Genomic DNA, 19,164 nt, shown 5'->3' on the forward strand with positions numbered 1-19,164 from the left:
ATGGAGAGAATGACCTCGCTTCGCGCCACATTCGAAATTCCATTTCATTGACGATGCGGCGGACGCGCCGCATGATTTGCGCATCGCATCAAAGCGGCGCCGGAAGTGTCGGCGAAATTATTCTCTCAACGCGGCTCCACACGGAACATGCGCAACGCGAGACGTTGCGCGCATGGCGGAGCTGTGCCAGCGCAGGAGTGGGGATTGATGGGCAACGACAACAAGCGCAGCGGATCGGGCCTCGACCGGCGTCATTTGCTGCAGGCGGGGCTTGCGGCGGCATTTGCAGCTCCGCTTGGTGCCTTCGGTGCAGCGCAGGCCTTCGCGCCACAGGCGATCGCGCCCGGTGTCGATCTCTCGGAGTTTCCGCTGTGCCGGACGGCCGCGGATGGCCCCGTCCTCACCGGCGCGCCGCGCAAGCTGAAGCTGTCGTGGAATGCCGGCGCGGTCTGTCTCGCCCCGGTGCCCGTCGCCATCGAGCACGGCTTCTTCCAGAAGCACAATCTCGACATCGAGCTCATCAACTATTCCGGCTCGACCGACCAGCTGCTCGAGGCGATCGCGACGGGAAAGAGCGATGCCGGACTCGGCATGGCGCTGCGTTGGTTGAAGCCGCTGGAGCAGGGCTTTGACGTCAAGATCGCCGCCGGCACCCATGGCGGCTGCATGCGCGTCCTGACCCGCGCCGACGCCAATGTGAGCAAGCTCGCCGACCTCAAGGGCAAGATCGTCGCGGTCGGCGATCTCGGTGGTCCCGACAAGAACTTCTTCTCCGTCCAGCTCGCCAAGCTCGGTATCGATCCCAACAAGGATGTCGACTGGCGCGCCTATCCCGGCAACCTTCTCAACGTCGCCGTGGAGAAGGGCGAGGTGCAGGCCTTCCTGTCGTCGGATCCGCTCGGCTATCTCTGGCTCAAGGACAGCCAGTACAAGGAAGTCGCTTCCAACCTCGACGGCGAATATCGCGACAAGAGCTGCTGCATCCTCGGCCTGCGCGGCAGCCTGGTGCGCGAGGAGCCGCAGGTCGCGCGCGCGCTGACGCAGGCGCTGCTCGATGCCGCGATGTTCACCGCGCAGAATCCGGCCGTGACGGCGAAGTCGTTCCAGCCTTACGCACCGAAGACGGCATCGCTCGCCGATATCGAGGGCATGGTGCGCTACCACACCCATCATCATCATCCCGTCGGTGAAGTCCTCAAGCGCGAGCTGAAGTCTTATGCGGACGATCTGAGGAGCGTGCAGGTCTTCAAGCAGAGCACCGATACGGCCAAATTCGCGGAGCGCATCTATGTCGACGTATTCGCTGTCTGACGGCCTCGCCTCCGGCGCGCCGCGCCTCTCGCGCACGCCGGCCCTTGCGAGCTGGGTCCGGGATTCCGGCGTCGGCATTCTCGCCAGCGTCGCGTGGACCGCGTTCGGCCTGTCCTGCCTGTGGTGGGAGGATGTCGGCGACTGGTCGCGGACGCATTCGCTCGGCATCGCCGCCTTCATCGTTGCCGCGATCGCCTTGTTCGGCACCGTCGGCGCCGACTATCTGGGGACCGCGGGTAAGGCCTTGCGGCAGCGCGCGCCCTGGCTCGCGGCGCTCGGCGCATTCCTGACGGTGTGGGAAGTTGCCACCGCGAAATTCGCCTGGCTGCCGCTGCCGTTCTTCCCGCCGCCGCAATCGATCATCGAGGTCTATACGGACGATCTGCCAAAGCTGCTCGACAGCGTGTTCGCCTCGGTCAAGCTCCAGCTCGGCGGCTACCTGATCGGCGCCACGGTCGGCTTCCTGACCGGCGTCTCGATCGGCTGGTCGCGCGCGGTCGGCTATTGGGTGCATCCGGTGCTGCGCTTCATCGGCCCGCTGCCGGCAACGGCCTGGCTGCCGATTGCCTTCTTCACGTTTCCGTCGAGCTGGAGCGCCTCGACCTTCCTGATCGCGCTCGCGACCGGTTTCCCGGTCACCGTCTTGACCTGGTCCGGCGTCGCGAGCGTCAGCAACGCCTATTACGACGTCGCACGTACGCTCGGCGCAAAGCCGTCCTTCCTGGTGCTCAAGGTCGCGATTCCCGCGGCCCTCCCGCACGTCTTCGTCGGCCTGTTCATGGGCCTCGGCTCGTCCTTCGCCGTGCTCGTCGTGGCCGAGATGATCGGCGTGAAGGCCGGGCTCGGCTGGTACCTGCAATGGGCGCAGGGCTGGGCCGCCTACGCCAACATGTATGCGGCGCTGATCGTGATGTCGCTGCTCTGCTCCGGCGCCATCACGCTGCTGTTCGCCATCCGCGATCGCCTGCTGGTCTGGCAGAAGGGGACCGTGAAATGGTAGCCGCAACCGCACTGGCCGAGGTCACGACCCCGCCGGCCGCAGGCGCCGCGCTCGACATCGAGCAGGTCAGCCACGCCTTCGACATCGACGGCACTGAGCTGCCTGTTCTCAGCGACGTCAGCATCTCCGTGGAGCCGGGCGAGTTCGTCGCGCTGCTCGGCCCCTCCGGCTGCGGCAAGTCGACCTTGCTCCGGCTGGTCGCCGGCCTCGACAAGCCCAAGGCCGGGACGCTGCGTGAGGACGAGGTGCGCATCACCCGCCCGCATCCGTCGCGCGTCGTCGTGTTCCAGGATCCGACCCTGTTTCCCTGGCGGTCGGTCTGGGACAACGTCGCCCTGGGCCTCGAGGCCCAGGGCATTTTGAAGAGCCAGCGGCAGCGCGTGGATGACGCGCTCGATCTCGTTGGTCTGTCGTCGTTTCGCAACGCCTATCCCCATCAGCTGTCCGGCGGCATGGCGCAGCGCGTTGCGCTCGCCCGCGCGCTCGTGAATGATCCAAAAATCCTGATCCTCGACGAGCCGCTCGGCAAGCTCGACTCGCTGACCCGCATCACCATGCAGGCCGAGCTCGTCTCGCTCTGGCAGCGCAAGGGCTTTACCACGCTGCTGGTGACGCATGACGCCGAGGAGGCGCTGGTGCTCGCCAACCGCGTCATCGTGTTCAGCGACCGCCCGGCGCGGGTGAAGGCCGACATCCGTGTCGACCGGCCCTATCCGCGCCATCGCGGCGATCCATATCTGGCCGACCTGCGCCGCCAGATTCTCGGCTTGTTGGGATTGGACGCTACATGGTGACGTCCGTAGCCAAGGGCCGGGCGGCCCATAGCGAGCCGGACTACATCGCGCGCGCCGAGGCGCTAGCCGAAGGCTTCGCTGTGCGTGCAGCCGAGCATGATCGCACCGGCAGCTTTCCCTTCGAGAATTTTCGCGAGCTCTCCGAGGCTGGCCTGCTGTCGCTGACGGTGCCGGCCGTTCATGGCGGGGCCGGAGCGGGCGCACGATACGCCGTGCGGGTCATCGGCATCATCGGCAAGGCCGATCCGTCGACCGCCTTGGTGCTGTCGATGCACTACATCAACCATCTGGTAATGGGGCGCAGTCCGACCTGGCCGCTGCGGCACTCGCGCAAGCTTGCGCGTGAGAGCGTCGAGGGCCTCGCGCTCGTCAACGCGCTCCGCGTCGAGCCCGAGCTCGGCTCGCCTGCGCGCGGCGGCCTGCCGGCGACGATCGCCCGGCGCACCGAAACCGGTTGGCGCCTGACCGGTCACAAGATCTATTCGACGGGATCGCCGATCCTGAAATGGTATCTGGTCTGGGCGCGGACAGACGAAGCCGAACCGCGCGTCGGGCAGTTCCTGGTGCCGGCGGGACTGCCGGGCACCCGCATCGTCGAGACCTGGGATCATCACGGCCTGCGCGCCAGCGGCAGCCACGACGTCATCTTCGACGACGTCGTGATCCCGCTCGATGCCGAGGTCGATGTCCGCAAGCCCCAGGAGTGGCGTGCGCCCGACGTCGCGCAGGCGACCGTCCACACGGTGTTCGTCGCGGCGATCTATGACGGCATTGCCCGTGCCGCGCGCGACTGGTTTGTCCAGTTCCTGAAGCAGCGCGTTCCCGCCAGCCTCGGCGCGCCGCTTGCGACCTTGCCGCGGGCGCAGGAGATTCTCGGTGCCATCGAGGCCAGGCTCGCAGTCAATGCGCGGCTGATCGAGACGTTCGCCCGCGACTTCGACGACGGCGTCGCTCTCTCCACCGGCGAATCCAACGTGATCAAGCTGACGGTGACCAACAACGCCGTCGCCGTGGTCGAGGATGCACTATCGCTGACCGGCAATCACGGCCTGTCCCGCACCAATCCGCTGGAGCGGCACTATCGCGATGTCTTGTGCGGCCGCGTGCACACGCCGCAGGACGATGCCACCCGCACCGGCCTCGGCCGCGCCGCATTGGGCCTCTAGCTTTCAGGACAACAAACAGGGAGACGATCATGTCGATCGAGTTCATCGGCTTCATCAGCAACAACAATTCGTCCGAGACCGTCGTCCGCGAGGGGCCGGTCCTCAATCCCACCCACATCGAGACGGTGGCCAAGGCGCACGAGAATGCCGGCTTCGACCGCGCGCTGCTGGCGTTTCATTCGACGACCCCGGACGCGCTCCAGATTGCCCAGCACGTGTTGGGCGTCACCGACCGCCTCAATGTGCTGATCGCGCAGCGGCCGGGGTTCACCGCGCCGACGCTGCTGGCGCGTCAGTTCGCCGTGCTCGACCAGTTTTCGCGCGGCAGGGTCGCGCTGCATGTCATCACCGGCGGCAATGCGACCGAGCTTCGGCAGGACGGCAACACGCTCGACGACAAGGACGAGCGCTACGCCCGCACCTCCGAATTCCTCGACGTCCTCAAGCTGGAATGGACCAGCGACAAGCCGTTCACCTACAAGGGCAGGTACTATCAGGTCGAGAAAGCGTTCTCGCAGGTGAAGCCGTATCATTCCGAGGGCATCCGGATCTATTTCGGCGGTGCTTCGGATGCGGCGATCGAGGTCGCCGGCAAGCATGCCGACACCTTTGCGCTGTGGGGCGAATCCTATGCGCAGGTGCGCGACGTCACCTCCCGCGTCCACAACGCGGCGGTTCGTCAGGGACGGCCGACGCCGCGTTTCAGCCTCTCGGTGCGGCCGATCATTGCCCCGACCGAGAAGCAGGCCTGGGAGAAGGCGGAAGAGATCCTGGCGCGCGCCACCGCGCTCCAGGACAAGACCGGCTACCGCAAGCCTGCCGACGGCCACGCCACGGCCGGCGCGCGGCGCCTGCTCGCGCTCGCCGACCAGGGCAGCCGGATCGACAAGCGGCTCTGGACCGAGATCGCCAAACTCACCGGTGCCAACAGCAACACCACCGCGCTGGTCGGCACGCCCGAGCAAGTCGCCGAAGTGTTCGGCGACTATTACGATCTCGGTATCAGCCACTTCCTGATCCGCGGCTTCGATCCCCTGATCGACGCCATTGAGTATGGCCGTGAGCTGATCCCGCTGACGCTCGAGCTGGTTGCCAAGCGCCAGGCCGTTCGCGGCGAGGCGGCGGAATGATCCGCCTCATGCTGGCCGGTGCGCTGCTGTTCGGCTCGTTGGAGCTCGCGGCGGCGCAAACCACCTTGCGCGTTGGCGACCAGAAGGGCAACTCGCAGGCCGTGATGGAAGCGGCAGGCGTGCTCAAGGACGTGCCTTACAAGATCGAATGGAAGGAGTTTCCGGCGGCGGCACCGCTGCTGGAAGCGCTCAGCGCCGGCGCGATCGAGACCGGGCTCGTGGGCGATGCACCCTTCACCTTCGCCGCCGCTTCCGGCGCGCCGGTGAAGGCGATCGCCGCGATCCGGCAGACCCGTGAGGGACTCGCGATCCTCGTGCCCGAGAATTCGCCGATCAGGAGCTTCGCCGATCTGCGCGGCAAGAAGATCGCGACCGGTCGCGGCTCGATCGGTCATCAATTGATCCTCGCTGCGCTCGAGAAGAACGGCTGGAGCGCAAGTGATGTACAGATCGCGTTCCTGGCGCCGTCGGATGCCAAGATCGCCTACACGCAAGGCTCGGTCGATGCCTGGTCGACGTGGGAGCCCTATGTCAGCCAGGAAGAGGTGCTGTTCAAATCGCGCCGCGTCATCACCTCGGAGGGCCTGACGCCCGGGCTGAGCTTCCAGGTCGCGCGGCCCGACGCGATCCGCGACAAGCGCGCGGAGCTGACGGACTTCATCCGCCGCCTTACGGCGGCGCGGGCCTGGTCGCTGAGCAACGTCGACAGCTATGCCGCGACCTGGGGCAAGCTGATGAACATCCCGACCGCCGTGCCGCAAAACTGGCTGTCGCGCGCAAAGATCCGCATTGCGCCCATCGACGACGGCGTGGTCGCGGACGAGCAGGGCACGATCGACCTCTATTTCCGCTGGGGCCTGATCAAGCAGAAGCTCGATGCGGCCGAGATCGTGGATCGCTCTTTTGCCGATGCGATCGCGAAGGCGGGGCTGTAGCCACCAGGCACTCGCTCTTGTCCCGGACGCGGCGCAGCGTGCAACGCTGCTCCGCAGAGGCGGGACCCATGCCAGAGAGATTGCTCTCGGAAGATGGGCCCCGGCTCTGCGGCGCGCCACTACGTGATGCGCCGCGTCCGGGGCACGAGATCTCACGTGATCTCAAGCGTCCGTGAGATGAGAAGGACACTTTCCACGCGATGGCTCTTCGCGAAACGTTCTTCTGTATTCTTCGCTCCCGACAACATCCCCATTGCTATTTGCACCGCCTCCCTTGCGGCACGCTGCGCTCCGTCAAAAATCAGACAGACGACCACATCGGGAGACCGGCCATGGGCCTGCAAGAAACAAAAATCGAATCGCTTCCCTTCGTCACTGCTGAACTCAACTACCTCGCGCCGGTTTCCGGCAAGCCGCGCACCTATGCTTTCGATCCGCCGCCGGGCGAGCCCAAGAGCACGTCGTTGCCGGAGCCGCATCAGGTCCCGATCTTCGATGCGCGCCTGATCGCGGACAATTTCTCGCTCGATCGCGAAGGCTTTGCGCTGGTGCGTCACCCGACGCAGGTGAAGGACTTTTACAACGACGAGGAAATCCGCACCGTCTATTATCCCGCCGTCGAGGCGTTCCTGCGCGCGACGCTGAAGGCCGACCGGGTCGTCATCTTCGATCATACCGTGCGCAGGCGTGTCGAGGGGGCCGCGGATATTCGCGACGGTGGCCCGCGTCAGCCCGCGACGCGTGTCCATGTCGACCAGACCGCCGTCTCCGGCGCTAACCGCGTGCGCGAGCATCTGCCCGACGAAGCCGATGCGCTTCTGAAAGGTCGTGTGCAGGTGATCAACCTCTGGCGGCCGATCCGCGGACCCCTGCGCGATTCACCGCTGGCGATGGCCGACGGCACGACCATCGCGCCCGACGATCTCGTCGCCTCCGATCTGATCTATCCCAATCGCCGCGGCGAGACCTATTCGGTGAAATACAATCCGAACCACCGCTGGTTCTATTTTCCGGAGATGACGCCGGACGAGGCGCTGCTGCTCAAATGCTATGATTCCGCAACCGACGGCCGGACGCGGTTCGGGCCGCATACGGCCTTCGTCGATCCGACCACGCCGGCCGATGCGGCGCCGCGCGAAAGCATCGAGGTCCGCACGCTGGTGTTCCATAAACAGTAACAATGTGTGATGGCACTGCCGGGCGCGCCCGGCAGTGTTCCTGGAACTTACCGGAATAAATCGACGTTTGCAGCGCCGGGCAGGCAACCGGGAGCGGTGCCGTGCGAACGCAGACGACGGTATTTTGCTGTCTAGCCACTTTTTCGCTTTTTGCATTTTCTGCCGCGCAAGCCGAAAGCGGGCTTGCCTCATACTATGGCTACGGAAAAGCCGGTAAGGGCGGGGAGCTGACCTGCGCTCACCGCACGCGTCCCTTCGGCACCGTGCTGAGGGTGTCCTACAGCGGCCGGTCGATTCAGTGCCGCGTCAATGACCGCGGCCCCTTCATCCGCGGCCGGATCGTCGATCTCTCGGTGCCGGCGGCCAAAGCGCTCGGCATGATGAGCGCCGGCGTGGTGCGGGTCTCGGTGGAATAGGCCTGCTGGCGCGCTATAGTGCCGCCCAACGCAAGGGTAAGGGGGGCGCTATGGCCAGGATTCGGGTGGGACTTGTCGGCTGCGGCTTCGTGTCGGAGCTGCATATGTATGCGTTCCGCCGCGTCTACGGTGTGGATGTCGAGGTCGCGGCGGTCGCGGCGCGCGGCGATCATGTCGTCGAATTCGCCGGCCGCCACGGGATTCCGCGGGTCTATCGCAGCTTCGCCGAGCTGATCGCGGACCGCGAGCTCGATGTCATCGACATCTGCACCCCGCCCAATCTCCATGCCGACATGATCGTCGCCAGCATGCAGGCCGGCAAGCACGTGATCTGCGAAAAGCCGTTCGCCGGCTATTTCGGCCGTGCAGGCGACGCGCAGCCGATCGGCAAGCATGTGCCGAAGGCGCTGATGTATGAGCGGGTGCTGGAGGAGATGGACGCGACCCGCGCCGCGATCGAGCGCACCGGAAAACTCTTCATGTACGCGGAGGATTGGGTCTACGCGCCCGCGGTGACCAAGACCGCGGAGATCATCAGGGCGACGAAAGACAAGATCCTGTTCATGAAGGGCGAGGAGAGTCATTCCGGCTCGCACGCCGCGCATGCCGCGCAATGGGCGATGACCGGCGGCGGTTCGCTGATCCGCATGGGCTGCCATCCGCTCTCGGCCGTGCTTTATCTCAAGCAGGTGGAGGCCAAGGCGCGCGGCGAAACCATCCGCGTCGCCAGCGTCACAGGCGATGTCGGCAACGTTACGGCCGTCCTGAAGCCCGAGGAGCGCTCCTACATCAAGGCCAATCCGGTCGATGTCGAAGATTGGGGCACGCTGACGGCGACCTTCTCCGACGGCACCAAGGCGACCGTGTTTTCCGGCGACATGATCATGGGCGGCGTGCGCAATCTGATCGAAACCTACACCTCCGGCGGTTCGCTGTTCGCCAACATCACCCCGAACACGCATCTGATGAGCTACCAGACCAGCGAGGAGAAGCTCGCCAGCGTCTACATCACCGAGAAGGTCGACCGCAAAACCGGCTGGCAATATGTCTGCCTCGAGGAGGAGTGGACGCGCGGCTATCTCCAGGAGATCCAGGATTTCATGGAATGCGCCACAAGCGGACGGCAGCCGCTGTCGGACCTGGCGCTGGCGTATGAGACGATCAAGGTGAACTACGCGGGCTACTGGGCCGCGGAGGAGGGACGGCGGGTGGTGTTGTAGGGCCGCTGAAGAGACCGCAGGCGCGCTGCCATCCCTTCTCCCCTTGTGGGCCTGTTGCGTTATCAGCTCTTGAGGCTGAAGACGTCAGGAACGAAGGCCTTGGTCCCGGCAATTGCCTGCCAAGATCTGTAGTTGTCGCCCTCGGAGGGTGGCTCACGCGGCGATTGTGGCCCACCGCCTCATGTTGAAGGCGATCGCGGCGAGCACGACTTGCCCGGTCGCCTTGATCAGACCGACGTAGCGGATGCAGGTCAGCCGCATGCGGCGTTTGAGAGTAGCGAAGGTGGTCTCGACCTGGGCTCGGCGGCGCGCGATGAGGAGGTTGTAGCGTTTGAGCCTGGGCGGCAGTTCCGGATGATGTCTGTTGGGCCGACGAGCGATGCGGGGTTTCTTGCCCTCCGCCTTCAGCCGGGCCCGTCGGGCATGGGTGTCGTAAGCCGCATCGGCCCACACCGCAGCTTCATCGCCCCGGATCAAAGCGTCCGCAGGTGTCGTATCGTTGACGTTAGCGGGTGTGGTCAGCACCGCGCGGATCAAGCCGGATCCTTCGTCCACACCCACATGGGCCTTGTAACCGAAGGTCGAGCCGCTTTTGCCCTGCCGTTTGGCAAACCGGGCATCAGGGTCGTTTGAGGGGCGATCCTCCTTGGGCGGAGCCGAGACTGCCTGGATCAAGGTCGCATCCAGCATCGTGCCGCGCTTGAGGATCACGCCAGCATTCTCAAGCTGACGATCCAATTCGCCAAACAGCTTCTCCAGCAGGCCCTGTTCAACGAGCTGGTTCCGGAAGCGGTTCAGGACCGTGTGGTCGGGCGTCGCATCCTCAAGGCTCAAACCGACGAAGCGCTTGAACGACAACCGGTCGCCCAGCGCTTCCTCGAGTTCGCGCTCCGAAAGACCATACAGCGACTGCAACAGCACAGCACGAAACAGCACCAACACCGGATAGCCTGGTCGACCGGGGCTCCCTTCATCCCGCAAATGGCCGATCAGCTTCTCGAACCGGTACCACTTGACCAGGCCAGCCAGCCGATCCAGCGCCGCATTGGCGCCGGCCCCCTTCGGCATCAGCGCTTCCACAAAGCTCGGCTGTCCCGTCCGCTTGACCGCCATCGCTACCCTCCAAGGCTTTGCCCTAGGGAATCACAATTGACGAATTACGCAACAGCCCCACAAGGGGAGAGGGGAAGAGACCGTCCGCATCACCTCACGCCCCGTAGGTCGAACCCTTTGGCAGCGGAAACACCGGGTCCTGCGTGCGGATGTTCGTCGGCCACACCACCGAGATGTGCTCGCCGGCGTTCTGCATCACCACCGGTGTCGAGCGCTCGTTCTGGCCTGACATCGGCGTGCCCGGCGGGAAGAACTTGACGCCGTAGCCCTGGATGGTGCCGCCGGCGGGAATGTCGACGTCGAGCGCGGCCTTGCGGATGGCCTCGGGATCGAAGCTGCCGTATTTCTCCTTGGCGACCGGCAGCACGTTGTTGAGCAGCAGCCAGGTCTGGTTGAAGCCCATCGAGCAGTGTGGCGGCACTTCGGTCGCGCCGGTCTTGGCCTTGTAGCGCGTGACCATGGCGTTGGTCAGATCGCCGATGCCCGGTGCGAGCTTTGCGGGATCGAGCAATTGCGCCGGCACCGGATCGATGTTGCAGAAATTGTCGATGTCGGCGCCGAAGGTCGCGCGCAGCTTGTCGAGCTGGCTGTAGCCGGCGCCGGCGCCGAACAGCATCTTGAAGCGCAATCCGCTCTCGCGCGCCTGGCGCAGGAACAGGGTGATGTCGGGGTTGTAACCGGCATGCGAGATCACGTCGGCCTTGGCGCGCTTGATTTTCGTGACGAGCACCGAGAGGTCGGGCGCCGAGGCGGAGTAGCCTTCGCGCAGCACCACCTGGATGCCGGCCTGCTTGGCGTAGGCCTCGTCGGCCGCCGCGACGCCGACGCCATATGGGCCGTCCTCGTGGATCAGCGCGACCTTGACGTCCTTCGGATCCATGCCGAGCTTGCCTTGCGCATGCTCGGCGAGGAAGCTCGCGAAGGCCTGGCCATACTGGTCGGAATGGATCTGCGCGCGAAACACGTATTGCAGGTTCTTGTCCTTGAACACGGCGGTCGAGACCGCGGTCGTGATCCAGAGGATCTTCTTCTGCTGCTCGACCTTGGCCGCGAGTGGCACCGCATGCGAGCTCGCATAGACGCCGTTGAGGATGTCGATCTTTTCCTGACTGATCAGGCGTTCGGCCTCGTTGATCGCAACGTCGGGTTTGCTCTGGGAATCCGCGGCGACCGGAACAATCTTGGTCTTGCCGCCGACACCGCCCTTTTCGTTGACGAGATCGATCGCGATCTGCGCGCCGATTGACGAGGCGACCGAGCCGCCGGCGGCGAAGGGGCCGGTGAGGTCGTAGATCAGGCCGATGCGCAAATTCTCGGCCTGCGCCTGGGCCCGGGTCCAATCAAGGCTGAGTGCGGCGGCGGCAGCCGCCGAGCTCTTCAGCAACTGCCTGCGTGAAGTCGGCATCCTTTCCTCCCTCAAAACCCGTCGGTTGATTGGTCTTGTTATTTTTTGCGAAGTATTTGGAGGGTGCGTGTGAAAGTCAACATGCAGCGCACCAGACAATTCGCAGCCGGCCGCGCGGCGAGGATGGCACGAGCCGGCACTGCACCATCGTACGCCTGACGGATCAGAGAAACGGCGATGCCAGGGCCGGAGTTTCGACCAGCGCGTGAGCGGCATACTCGAGCGCAGATCTAATCTGTGCTCGAGTGGAAGGGCCGCAGATGCATACTCTGATGGCCTCGGGGGGCGGATCACTCACGACAAAGGCGTCACTTGCGACCACGCCGATGCCGGTCTGCCGCATATGCTCCACGAAAGCCGAGCGCCTCCAGGGCGTGGGCAGCGCGACCCACAGGTTGAAGCTGAGAGGATCGCCACGGTAGGACCCCTTGGGCAGGATTTCGGCCGCGAGCTTCTGCCGCGCCGAGGTCTCGGCGCGGATGAACCGCAACATCGTGTCCGCGGTGCCGTCTTCGATCCAGCGCGTCGCGATCGCCACGGTGAGGGGGGATGCCATCACCGTCGCCGAGCGGAGCGCCGAGGCAAACGGCCAGGCCGAGCGCGTATCGGGCACGACGACATAGGCCGTGCGCAAGCCTGCTCCGATGCATTTCGCCAGTCCCGCGACGTGCCAGGTCAGATCGGGCGCGATGGCAGCGAAGGGCGCGTGGCCGTGGCCGTGCTCGGGAATGAAGCCATAGGCATCGTCCTCGATGATCGGCAGCTTGAAGCGTCGTGCGATCGCAACGATCTCTCGCCGTCGAGAGTCCGGAATCGTCAGGGTCGTCGGATTCTGCAGCGTCGGATTGAGGTAGATGGCCTTGGGCTTCAGCTTCTTGCAGGAATCGGTCAGCGCCTGCGGCTCAATGCCGTCGTCATCCATCGGCAAGCCGACGAGGGTGATGCCGAGCTGCGCGGCGATGGACCTGATCCCGGGATAGGTGATGGCCTCGCACAGCACCACCTCGCCTGCCTTCGCAAGGATAGAGAGGATGCCGAGCAGCGCCGGATGGGCCCCCGGCGAGACAAAGATGCGGCTTTGTGCCGGCACCAGCGCACGGCGGCCGAGCCAGCTCGACGCAGCATCCTTGTCGGCCTGCGTGCCGCCAAAGCCCTGGTAGCGCAGCAGTGGAACAATGTCGCGCATCACAAGCTCGGCGCCTGCCTGCATGCGCTCGATCAACTCGGGATCATCAGGCTCGGGCGGCAGGTTCATCGACAGGTCGACGGGGCGAGGCGGAAAGATCGCTGCTGAGCGCCGCGGCCGCGGCTTGTCGCGAACGAAGGTTCCCTGTCCGACCTTGGATTCAATCAGGCCGCGCTTCCGGGCTTCGACATAGCCGCGCGCGACGGTGGTGAAATCGACATCGAGCCGCTTGGCCAGCTTCCGCTGTGGCGGCAGGCGGTCGCCGATCACAAGCCGTCCCGCGGCGATATCGTCGGCAATTGCGTCTGCGATGGCGAGATAGCGCGGCTTGTCGCTGTTCGAGAGATCGGGTCGCCAGTCGGCCATAGCTCAGTTCCGGTAAGTTACGTCAGCATAATTGACTGTATATTGTTGCAAACGTCGAAGCAATTGTATCGCGTATTTTTGGCTGCTTGAGGAGGCGGTTCGTCTGAGCGCATTGCACACCGATCGGGCGCGCTGCCCAGCATTTTTCAGGCACTATTTTTCAGGCACAACGCAAGCATATCCAAATCCAGTCAGGTCTCCATTCAACATTGAATGCATAATTGAATGTAAATTGTATGGTTTGATGATTTGTCGTGCAGAAGGCTGCTTGGCACATTGATTGCAAAACCTGATCCCGATCCGGGAGGCCGGACGTGAACAGGAGGTGTCTATGCCAGCAGTGAACATTCCCGCGCGTCAGAAGGGCGACTTTCTTGTCGACTACGAAGAGAAGGTTTTCGAGGACGTCAAAGCAAAGCCGGGTGAGAAGGCGCTGGTCACCTTCCACACCGTCGCGTTCGAGGGCTCCATCGGCCTCGTCAACATTCTCCAGGCGCTGCGCCTGAAGCGTAAGGGCTTTGAGACGTCGGTTCTGCTTTACGGTCCCGGTGTCACGCTCGGCATTCAGCGCGGCTTCCCGAAGATCGGCGACGAAGCCTTCCCCGGCGCGCAGAACTTCAACAACCAGCTCGCAAAATTCATGGATGAGGGCGGCAAGGTCTATGCCTGCCGGTTCGCGCTGCAGGCGCTTTACGGCCATGGCGAGCCTTCGCTCATTCCCGGCATCCGGCCGATCAATCCGCTCGATGTGCTCGACCTCATCCTGCTTCACCGCAGGGACGACGCGTTCATGATCCACACCTGGACCGTCTGACTTCGGTTGTCTCGCGCGACGGACGAGGGAGAATACAGTGACAGCGAAACGCACGATCAGGGCCGGCGCGATTCAGATCGCGCCGGATCTGGATACGCCGACCGGAACGGTCGACCGGATCCTGGCGGCCATCGCAGAGGCGGCGGGCAAGGGAGTTCAGTTCGCCGTTTTTCCAGAGACGTTCGTTCCCTGGTATCCCTATTTCTCCTTTGTCCGTCCGCCGGTCCTCAGCGGCGCTGAACACATCCAGCTCTATGACAACGCCGTCGTCGTGCCTGGTCCCGTCACAGATGCCGTTGCGCAAGCGGCGAAGCGCCACGGCATGGTGGTGGTGCTCGGCGTCAACGAGCGCGATCACGGCTCGCTTTACAACACCCAGCTCGTGTTCGACGCGAACGGCGCGCTCGTCCTGACGCGACGCAAGATCACGCCGACCTTTCACGAGCGAATGATCTGGGGGCAGGGCGATGGCGCCGGCCTGAAGGTGGTCGAGACTGCGGTCGGCCGTGTCGGCGCGCTGGCCTGCTGGGAGCATTACAACCCGCTCGCCCGCTACGCGCTGATGGCCCAGCACGAGGAAATCCATGCGGCCCAGTTTCCGGGTTCGCTGGTCGGACAGGTCTTTGCCGACCAGATCGAGGTGACGATCCGGCATCATGCGCTGGAAAGCGGATGCTTCGTCGTCAATGCCACCGGCTGGCTGACCGAGGAGCAGATTGCGAAAATCTCGCCGGAGGAAGGCCTGCGCAAAGGCCTGCGCGGCGGCTGCATGACGGCGATCGTCTCACCGGAAGGCAATCATCTGGTGCCGCCGCTGACCAGCGGCGAGGGCATCCTTGTCGCCGATCTCGATCTCGCACTGATCACCAAACGCAAGCGGATGATGGATTCTGTCGGCCACTACGCCCGGCCCGAGCTGCTTTCGCTGGTGCTGAACGACCGACCCGCGCGTCCGATGCACGGCTTTCACCCGAACCGCCTCATGCCCATTCCGGGAGACCAATCAGATGAGACCGCAGATGCCGCAACCCAAGGCGATCCCGACCGAGCAGCTGATCAACGAGTTGCAGTCCTTCGGAGTCCGGCTCGCTGATCCCAAGACCGGGGGAACGAGCCGCCGTGGCGGCGCCGGCCCGTCGGATCACACGCCGTTCACGATCGACGGCGCGACCGTGATGATTCCGGTCCACAACGCGCCTGCCTTCGAGAGCCCTTATCTCGTCGAGCGTCCCGACGAGGCCGGGCGAAGCCGCATCTCGCGCGACGGCGTGGTGCTCGCGGACGTCTCGTTTCCGTTACGACCCAAATTCTACGACCGCGCCACCGAGGACGGCATCCCCTATTGGAAGATCGCGACCCTGCATGGGCGCGACGTTCTCGCCACCACCGTACTCCAAACCTGCATTCGCTACCAGAGTCGCACCAAGACCTGCCGGTTCTGCGCCATCGGCCAGTCACTCGCAGCCGGGCGTACGGTCGAGCGCAAGACGCCGGCACAGCTCGCCGAAGTGGCCAAGGCGGCCGTCGAGCTCGACGGCATCAGGCATATGGTGATGACCACGGGCACGCCGCACACGTCCGATCGCGGCGCCGGCATCCTTGCGGAGAGCGCGCAGGCCGTCAAAGCCGCTGTCGACCTGCCGATCCAGGCGCAATGCGAGCCACCGGACGATTTTGCCTGGTTCCAGCGCATGAAGAGTTCAGGGGTCGACGCGCTCGGCATGCATCTGGAGGTCATCGGTCCTGCCGTGCGGCAAAGGATCATGCCAGGCAAGGCGCAGGTCTCGATCGAGCACTACATGGAAGCGTTCGCCGCGGCCGTGCCGGTCTTTGGCCGCGGTCAGGTCTCGACCTATATTTTGGCTGGCCTTGGCGACGAGCCTTCCGAGATTCTCGCGCTGTCGCGTCGGCTCATCGATATCGGCGTCTATCCCTTCGTCGTGCCGTTCGTGCCGATCGCCGGCACGCCGCTGGAGAGCCATCCGACGCCGTCTCCAGGGTTCATGCATCAGATCCTGCGTCCGCTCGCCGAGATGCTGCGCGCCGGCGGCCTGCGCGCCACCGATATCAAGGCAGGCTGCGGCAAATGCGGCGCCTGCTCGGCCCTGTCCACTTACGAACGCGGAGCACGTGCATGATCTTTGAGCCATTCAAGCCGTTCGTCGCGCCGGAATTCCAGGTGAAGTTCGCAACCGAAGCCTGGGAGCGTGCCGCCGCCGCAGCCCTGCGTCGCAAGGTCTTCTGCGAAGAGCAGGGCGTGTTTGCGGGTGATGATCGCGACGCGGTCGACGACGTCGCCATCCCGCTCGTAGCCGTGTCGCTGCTCGGCGTCGCCGAGGATGACGTCGTCGGCACCGTGCGCATTCACGCCGATGACCACGAGGCGGATGTGTGGTGGGGCTCCCGCCTTGCCGTTGAAAAAGGTTATCGCCGGCTCAGCGCGGTTGGCGCCGGCCTGATCCGGCTCGCCGTCTCCTCAGCCCATGCGCGCGGTTGCCGGCGCTTTCTTGCCAATGTGCAAAGTCAGAACGCGCTTCTGTTCCAGCACATGCATTGGCGTTCGCTCGGCGAATTCGAGCTCCATGGCCGGCCGCACCATCGCATGGAGGCCGATCTCGACCACTACCCGCCGTTCCGGACGCCTGAAACCGGCTTCCTGTCACTCGCAAAGCTGGCGGCCTGATCATGCTGACGGACGCCGCTCTCACAAACCTCGCCGAGACGCTCCGCAAAAGCCGCGGCATCGCCGCCAAGGCCGACATTGCGGCTGTCGCGGCCACGCTCGACCTCTCGAGCGGCGATGCCATCGCGGTGGGGGACGATTGCGCGGCGATCCCGGAGGGCGATGGCTATACCCTGTTCGCCATCGAAGGCTTCATGAACGAATTCGTCGCCGCCGACCCCTGGTTTGCAGGCTGGTGCGGCGCCATGGTCAACATCTCGGACGTCGCGGCAATGGGCGGACGGCCGACGGCCATTGTCAATGCGATCTGGTCCAATGGTGCGGATAAGGCCGCGCCCATTCTCGAAGGATTGAAAGCTGCTGCGAAGACTTTCGGTGTGCCCGTCATCGGCGGCCACACCAATGTGCGCAGCAACCAGAGCCAGTTTGCCGTCGCGATCCTGGGTCGTGCGAGGCGGCTTCTCACGAGCTTCGACGCCAGGCCCGGCGACAAGCTCATTGCGGCGATCGATCTGCGCGGCCGCTACCGCGAGCCGTTCGCGAACTGGGAGGCAGCAACCGACGCGCCCGCGGAGCGGCTGCGCGACGATCTGGAGATCCTGCCGTCGATCGCCGAGGCGGGGCTCGCACTCGCAGCCAAGGACATCAGCCAGGGCGGCATCGTCGGGACCGCGGCGATGCTGGCCGAGTGCTCGCAGGTCGCCATCACGCTGGACGTCGAGGCGGTTCCGATTCCTGCCGGCGCGCCGCTCGAACGCTGGCTCCTGACATTCCCGAGCTTCGGCTATCTCCTGTCGGCGAAGTCCGAAGACGTCGACGAGATACTGTCGCGCTTCCAGCGGCGCGGCATTGCGGCAGCCGCGATCGGAGACGTCGCTGCGGGGACAAGCGTCGACATTCGCGCCGCTTCCGGTCGCGCAACGGTCTGGGACTTCGCGGCGCAGCCCCTGATCGGATGTACGCCAGGGCAGGGTTATCGGCAGCGGAGCGTGGCATGAGCGGCGGCTCGTCAAGGCTTCGCATCGCGATCCTCACGCACTCGACAAATCCACGAGGCGGCGTGGTGCACGCGCTCGCGCTCGCGGACGCCCTGGCACATCTCGGACTTCGGCCGGTCGTGCACGCGCCCGACCCAGCAGGCAAAGGCTTCTTCCGCCGCGGCGTCGCGGCGACGCGCTCCGTGCCTGCATCGCCCGTCTCGGGCGACGTCGTCGCGATGGTCGAAGCGCGCATCGCCGACTATGTCCGGCATTTCGAGGATGTGGCCAATCGGCAGTACGACGTCTTCCACGCCCAGGACGGCATCTCCGGTAATGCGCTCGCGACGCTGAAGCAGCGCGGCCTGATCCAACGCTATGTCCGCACCGTTCATCACATCGATGCATTCAAGGACGAGCGGCTCTGCGAACTCGACCGTCGCTCGATCGTCCACGCTGACAGCCTGTTCGTCGTCAGCCGGTTCTGGCAGGAGCACTTGAAGGCGGAGATGTCCCGCTCTGCAATGTTGGTCGGCAATGGCGTCGACGCGGGGCGATATTCGCCCATCGCGGGTGCCGACGACCAGGCGCTGCGCGCCCGGCTCGGCCTTCGCACAGGCCCGATCCTGTTGTCGATCGGCGGCGTCGAGCAGCGCAAGAATGCGCTCGGCATTCTCGAGGCGTTCCGGCAGGTGTACGCCGTACATCGATCCGCGCAGCTCGTCATCGCCGGCGGGGCTTCTCTGCTGGACCATGGTCTCTATCGGCAACAGTTCGAGGCACGGCTGCGCGATGCGGGACTGCCTGTTGGTGCGGTGATCGAGACGGGTCCGCTGATCGATGCCGACATGCCATCGCTCTTTCGCCTCGCGGATGTATTGTTGTTCCCGTCCTTGCGCGAAGGTTTTGGCCTGGCTGTGCTCGAAGCGATGGCCAGTGGCGTGCCGGCCGTGGTCTCGCATATCGCACCGTTCACGGAATATCTCGGCCCGGACGATGCTGCCTGGTGCGATCCGCATCACGCAGGCTCGATCGCGGATGCCGCCCTCAGTGCCCTCGCCGAGCCCCTGCGTTCGCGCCTGATTGCGAATGGCGCGAGAGTCGCCCGGCATCATGACTGGAGCCGCACCGCCACGGCACACATGGCGACCTATCAGGATATGCGCGAGGTGCACTATGCCTGAGATGCACTTCCACGTGCGCTGGCCCGATGAGCGGATCGAGGTCTGCTATTCGCCCTCGCTCGTCATCAAGGATCATTTCGCCGCCGGCACGACCTACGCGCTCGACGACTTTCGCGAGCGCAGCCGCGTTGCGCTGACGATTGCGGCCGAGCGAGTCCGAGAGAAGTACGGCTTTCTCTGCTCGCGCGCGCTCGGGCAACTCGCACGGATCGAGGCGACAGCCGTGCAGTTCGAGGCCACGCCTGGCGCTTCCGTCACTATCGTCTCATTCGAAGAATAGCAGGAG

19 protein-coding genes are annotated in these 19,164 nt (G+C 64.8%); 16 read left to right on the forward strand and 3 right to left on the reverse strand.

Annotated features, from left to right (window positions below):
- The first annotated feature begins 207 nt into the window (after window positions 1–207).
- The 9 genes from BJ6T_RS14430 (at window position 208) to BJ6T_RS14470 (ending at window position 9,150) form a co-directional block, all read left to right on the forward strand.
- Window positions 208–1,311, forward strand: a complete 1,104-nt coding sequence (locus tag BJ6T_RS14430; protein WP_014493118.1) for an ABC transporter substrate-binding protein — start codon at window positions 208–210, stop codon at window positions 1,309–1,311.
- On the forward strand, window positions 1,289–2,311 hold the full coding sequence (locus BJ6T_RS14435) for an ABC transporter permease (RefSeq protein ID WP_014493119.1): 1,023 nt from the start codon (window positions 1,289–1,291) through the stop codon (window positions 2,309–2,311). The genes BJ6T_RS14430 and BJ6T_RS14435 overlap by 23 nt, the downstream gene beginning before the upstream one ends.
- Complete coding sequence (locus tag BJ6T_RS14440) at window positions 2,305–3,105, forward strand: ABC transporter ATP-binding protein (protein WP_014493120.1); 801 nt, start codon at window positions 2,305–2,307, stop codon at window positions 3,103–3,105. Before BJ6T_RS14435 ends, BJ6T_RS14440 begins: the two co-directional genes overlap by 7 nt.
- Entirely contained in the window at window positions 3,099–4,271 is a 1,173-nt protein-coding gene (locus BJ6T_RS14445; protein ID WP_014493121.1) for an acyl-CoA dehydrogenase family protein, read from the forward strand. Before BJ6T_RS14440 ends, BJ6T_RS14445 begins: the two co-directional genes overlap by 7 nt.
- A 29-nt stretch (window positions 4,272–4,300) precedes the next feature.
- The gene (locus tag BJ6T_RS14450; protein ID WP_014493122.1) at window positions 4,301–5,401 is read left to right on the forward strand and encodes an LLM class flavin-dependent oxidoreductase; all 1,101 of its coding nucleotides are present in this window, start codon (window positions 4,301–4,303) and stop codon (window positions 5,399–5,401) included.
- A complete protein-coding gene (locus tag BJ6T_RS14455; RefSeq protein WP_014493123.1) occupies window positions 5,398–6,336 on the forward strand; it encodes an ABC transporter substrate-binding protein in 939 nt (312 codons plus the stop codon). The genes BJ6T_RS14450 and BJ6T_RS14455 overlap by 4 nt, the downstream gene beginning before the upstream one ends.
- Window positions 6,337–6,668: 332 nt before the next feature.
- Complete coding sequence (locus tag BJ6T_RS14460) at window positions 6,669–7,514, forward strand: CmcJ/NvfI family oxidoreductase (RefSeq protein WP_014493124.1); 846 nt, start codon at window positions 6,669–6,671, stop codon at window positions 7,512–7,514.
- Between the two features lie 101 nt (window positions 7,515–7,615).
- Entirely contained in the window at window positions 7,616–7,930 is a 315-nt protein-coding gene (locus BJ6T_RS14465; protein ID WP_014493125.1) for a septal ring lytic transglycosylase RlpA family protein, read from the forward strand.
- Between the two features lie 50 nt (window positions 7,931–7,980).
- Entirely contained in the window at window positions 7,981–9,150 is a 1,170-nt protein-coding gene (locus BJ6T_RS14470) for a Gfo/Idh/MocA family protein (protein WP_014493126.1), read from the forward strand.
- A 153-nt stretch (window positions 9,151–9,303) separates the two neighbouring features.
- Here the strand turns inward: BJ6T_RS14470 and BJ6T_RS14475 are convergent, their stop codons facing one another.
- The 3 genes from BJ6T_RS14475 to BJ6T_RS14485 form a co-directional block, all read right to left on the reverse strand.
- Complete coding sequence (locus BJ6T_RS14475) at window positions 9,304–10,263, reverse strand: IS5 family transposase (RefSeq protein ID WP_014491453.1); 960 nt, start codon at window positions 10,261–10,263, stop codon at window positions 9,304–9,306.
- A 94-nt stretch (window positions 10,264–10,357) separates the two neighbouring features.
- Window positions 10,358–11,668: an ABC transporter substrate-binding protein gene (locus BJ6T_RS14480; protein ID WP_014493127.1), complete on the reverse strand. Its 1,311-nt coding sequence runs from the start codon at window positions 11,666–11,668 to the stop codon at window positions 10,358–10,360.
- A 163-nt stretch (window positions 11,669–11,831) separates the two neighbouring features.
- Window positions 11,832–13,220 carry an aminotransferase-like domain-containing protein gene (locus BJ6T_RS14485; protein ID WP_014493128.1) on the reverse strand — a complete coding sequence of 463 codons (1,389 nt, stop codon included), beginning with the start codon at window positions 13,218–13,220 and terminating at the stop codon, window positions 11,832–11,834.
- Between the two features lie 331 nt (window positions 13,221–13,551).
- Between BJ6T_RS14485 and BJ6T_RS14490 the strand changes: the two genes are divergently transcribed.
- Genes BJ6T_RS14490 through BJ6T_RS14520 form a run of 7 tightly spaced genes read left to right on the forward strand, consistent with a single transcriptional unit; the run spans window position 13,552 to window position 19,158 of the window.
- Window positions 13,552–14,034, forward strand: coding sequence for an MSMEG_0572/Sll0783 family nitrogen starvation response protein (locus BJ6T_RS14490; RefSeq protein WP_014493129.1), 483 nt, complete (start codon window positions 13,552–13,554; stop codon window positions 14,032–14,034).
- Window positions 14,035–14,071: 37 nt separating this feature from the next.
- A complete protein-coding gene (locus BJ6T_RS14495; protein WP_014493130.1) occupies window positions 14,072–15,127 on the forward strand; it encodes a Nit6803 family nitrilase in 1,056 nt (351 codons plus the stop codon).
- Window positions 15,054–16,172: an MSMEG_0568 family radical SAM protein gene (locus tag BJ6T_RS14500; RefSeq protein ID WP_014493131.1), complete on the forward strand. Its 1,119-nt coding sequence runs from the start codon at window positions 15,054–15,056 to the stop codon at window positions 16,170–16,172. Before BJ6T_RS14495 ends, BJ6T_RS14500 begins: the two co-directional genes overlap by 74 nt.
- A complete protein-coding gene (locus BJ6T_RS14505; protein ID WP_014493132.1) occupies window positions 16,169–16,717 on the forward strand; it encodes an MSMEG_0567/Sll0786 family nitrogen starvation N-acetyltransferase in 549 nt (182 codons plus the stop codon). The genes BJ6T_RS14500 and BJ6T_RS14505 overlap by 4 nt, the downstream gene beginning before the upstream one ends.
- A gap of 2 nt (window positions 16,718–16,719) precedes the next feature.
- Window positions 16,720–17,715, forward strand: coding sequence for a sll0787 family AIR synthase-like protein (locus BJ6T_RS14510; RefSeq protein ID WP_014493133.1), 996 nt, complete (start codon window positions 16,720–16,722; stop codon window positions 17,713–17,715).
- Window positions 17,712–18,878, forward strand: a complete 1,167-nt coding sequence (locus tag BJ6T_RS14515) for an MSMEG_0565 family glycosyltransferase (protein WP_028170255.1) — start codon at window positions 17,712–17,714, stop codon at window positions 18,876–18,878. Before BJ6T_RS14510 ends, BJ6T_RS14515 begins: the two co-directional genes overlap by 4 nt.
- The gene (locus tag BJ6T_RS14520) at window positions 18,871–19,158 is read left to right on the forward strand and encodes an MSMEG_0570 family nitrogen starvation response protein (protein ID WP_014493135.1); all 288 of its coding nucleotides are present in this window, start codon (window positions 18,871–18,873) and stop codon (window positions 19,156–19,158) included. The genes BJ6T_RS14515 and BJ6T_RS14520 overlap by 8 nt, the downstream gene beginning before the upstream one ends.
- The last annotated feature ends 6 nt before the right edge of the window (window positions 19,159–19,164 follow it).

This window comes from Bradyrhizobium japonicum USDA 6 (genome assembly GCF_000284375.1).
Classification (GTDB): domain Bacteria; phylum Pseudomonadota; class Alphaproteobacteria; order Rhizobiales; family Xanthobacteraceae; genus Bradyrhizobium; species Bradyrhizobium japonicum.

What these genes read in the sequence shown, in the direction of transcription:
- BJ6T_RS14450 (WP_014493122.1), top strand. Translation starts at nt 4,301, where the DNA reads ATGTCGATCGAGTTCATCGGCTTCATCAGCAACAACAATTCGTCCGAG.
- BJ6T_RS14510 (WP_014493133.1), top strand. Translation starts at nt 16,720, where the DNA reads ATGCTGACGGACGCCGCTCTCACAAACCTCGCCGAGACGCTCCGCAAA.
- BJ6T_RS14440 (WP_014493120.1), top strand. Translation starts at nt 2,305, where the DNA reads ATGGTAGCCGCAACCGCACTGGCCGAGGTCACGACCCCGCCGGCCGCA.
- BJ6T_RS14455 (WP_014493123.1), top strand. Translation starts at nt 5,398, where the DNA reads ATGATCCGCCTCATGCTGGCCGGTGCGCTGCTGTTCGGCTCGTTGGAG.
- BJ6T_RS14445 (WP_014493121.1), top strand. Translation starts at nt 3,099, where the DNA reads ATGGTGACGTCCGTAGCCAAGGGCCGGGCGGCCCATAGCGAGCCGGAC.
- BJ6T_RS14485 (WP_014493128.1), bottom strand. Translation starts at nt 13,220, where the DNA reads ATGGCCGACTGGCGACCCGATCTCTCGAACAGCGACAAGCCGCGCTAT.
- BJ6T_RS14435 (WP_014493119.1), top strand. Translation starts at nt 1,289, where the DNA reads ATGTCGACGTATTCGCTGTCTGACGGCCTCGCCTCCGGCGCGCCGCGC.
- BJ6T_RS14515 (WP_028170255.1), top strand. Translation starts at nt 17,712, where the DNA reads ATGAGCGGCGGCTCGTCAAGGCTTCGCATCGCGATCCTCACGCACTCG.
- BJ6T_RS14475 (WP_014491453.1), bottom strand. Translation starts at nt 10,263, where the DNA reads ATGGCGGTCAAGCGGACGGGACAGCCGAGCTTTGTGGAAGCGCTGATG.
- BJ6T_RS14520 (WP_014493135.1), top strand. Translation starts at nt 18,871, where the DNA reads ATGCCTGAGATGCACTTCCACGTGCGCTGGCCCGATGAGCGGATCGAG.
- BJ6T_RS14470 (WP_014493126.1), top strand. Translation starts at nt 7,981, where the DNA reads ATGGCCAGGATTCGGGTGGGACTTGTCGGCTGCGGCTTCGTGTCGGAG.
- BJ6T_RS14430 (WP_014493118.1), top strand. Translation starts at nt 208, where the DNA reads ATGGGCAACGACAACAAGCGCAGCGGATCGGGCCTCGACCGGCGTCAT.
- BJ6T_RS14505 (WP_014493132.1), top strand. Translation starts at nt 16,169, where the DNA reads ATGATCTTTGAGCCATTCAAGCCGTTCGTCGCGCCGGAATTCCAGGTG.
- BJ6T_RS14480 (WP_014493127.1), bottom strand. Translation starts at nt 11,668, where the DNA reads ATGCCGACTTCACGCAGGCAGTTGCTGAAGAGCTCGGCGGCTGCCGCC.
- BJ6T_RS14500 (WP_014493131.1), top strand. Translation starts at nt 15,054, where the DNA reads ATGCCGCAACCCAAGGCGATCCCGACCGAGCAGCTGATCAACGAGTTG.
- BJ6T_RS14460 (WP_014493124.1), top strand. Translation starts at nt 6,669, where the DNA reads ATGGGCCTGCAAGAAACAAAAATCGAATCGCTTCCCTTCGTCACTGCT.
- BJ6T_RS14490 (WP_014493129.1), top strand. Translation starts at nt 13,552, where the DNA reads ATGCCAGCAGTGAACATTCCCGCGCGTCAGAAGGGCGACTTTCTTGTC.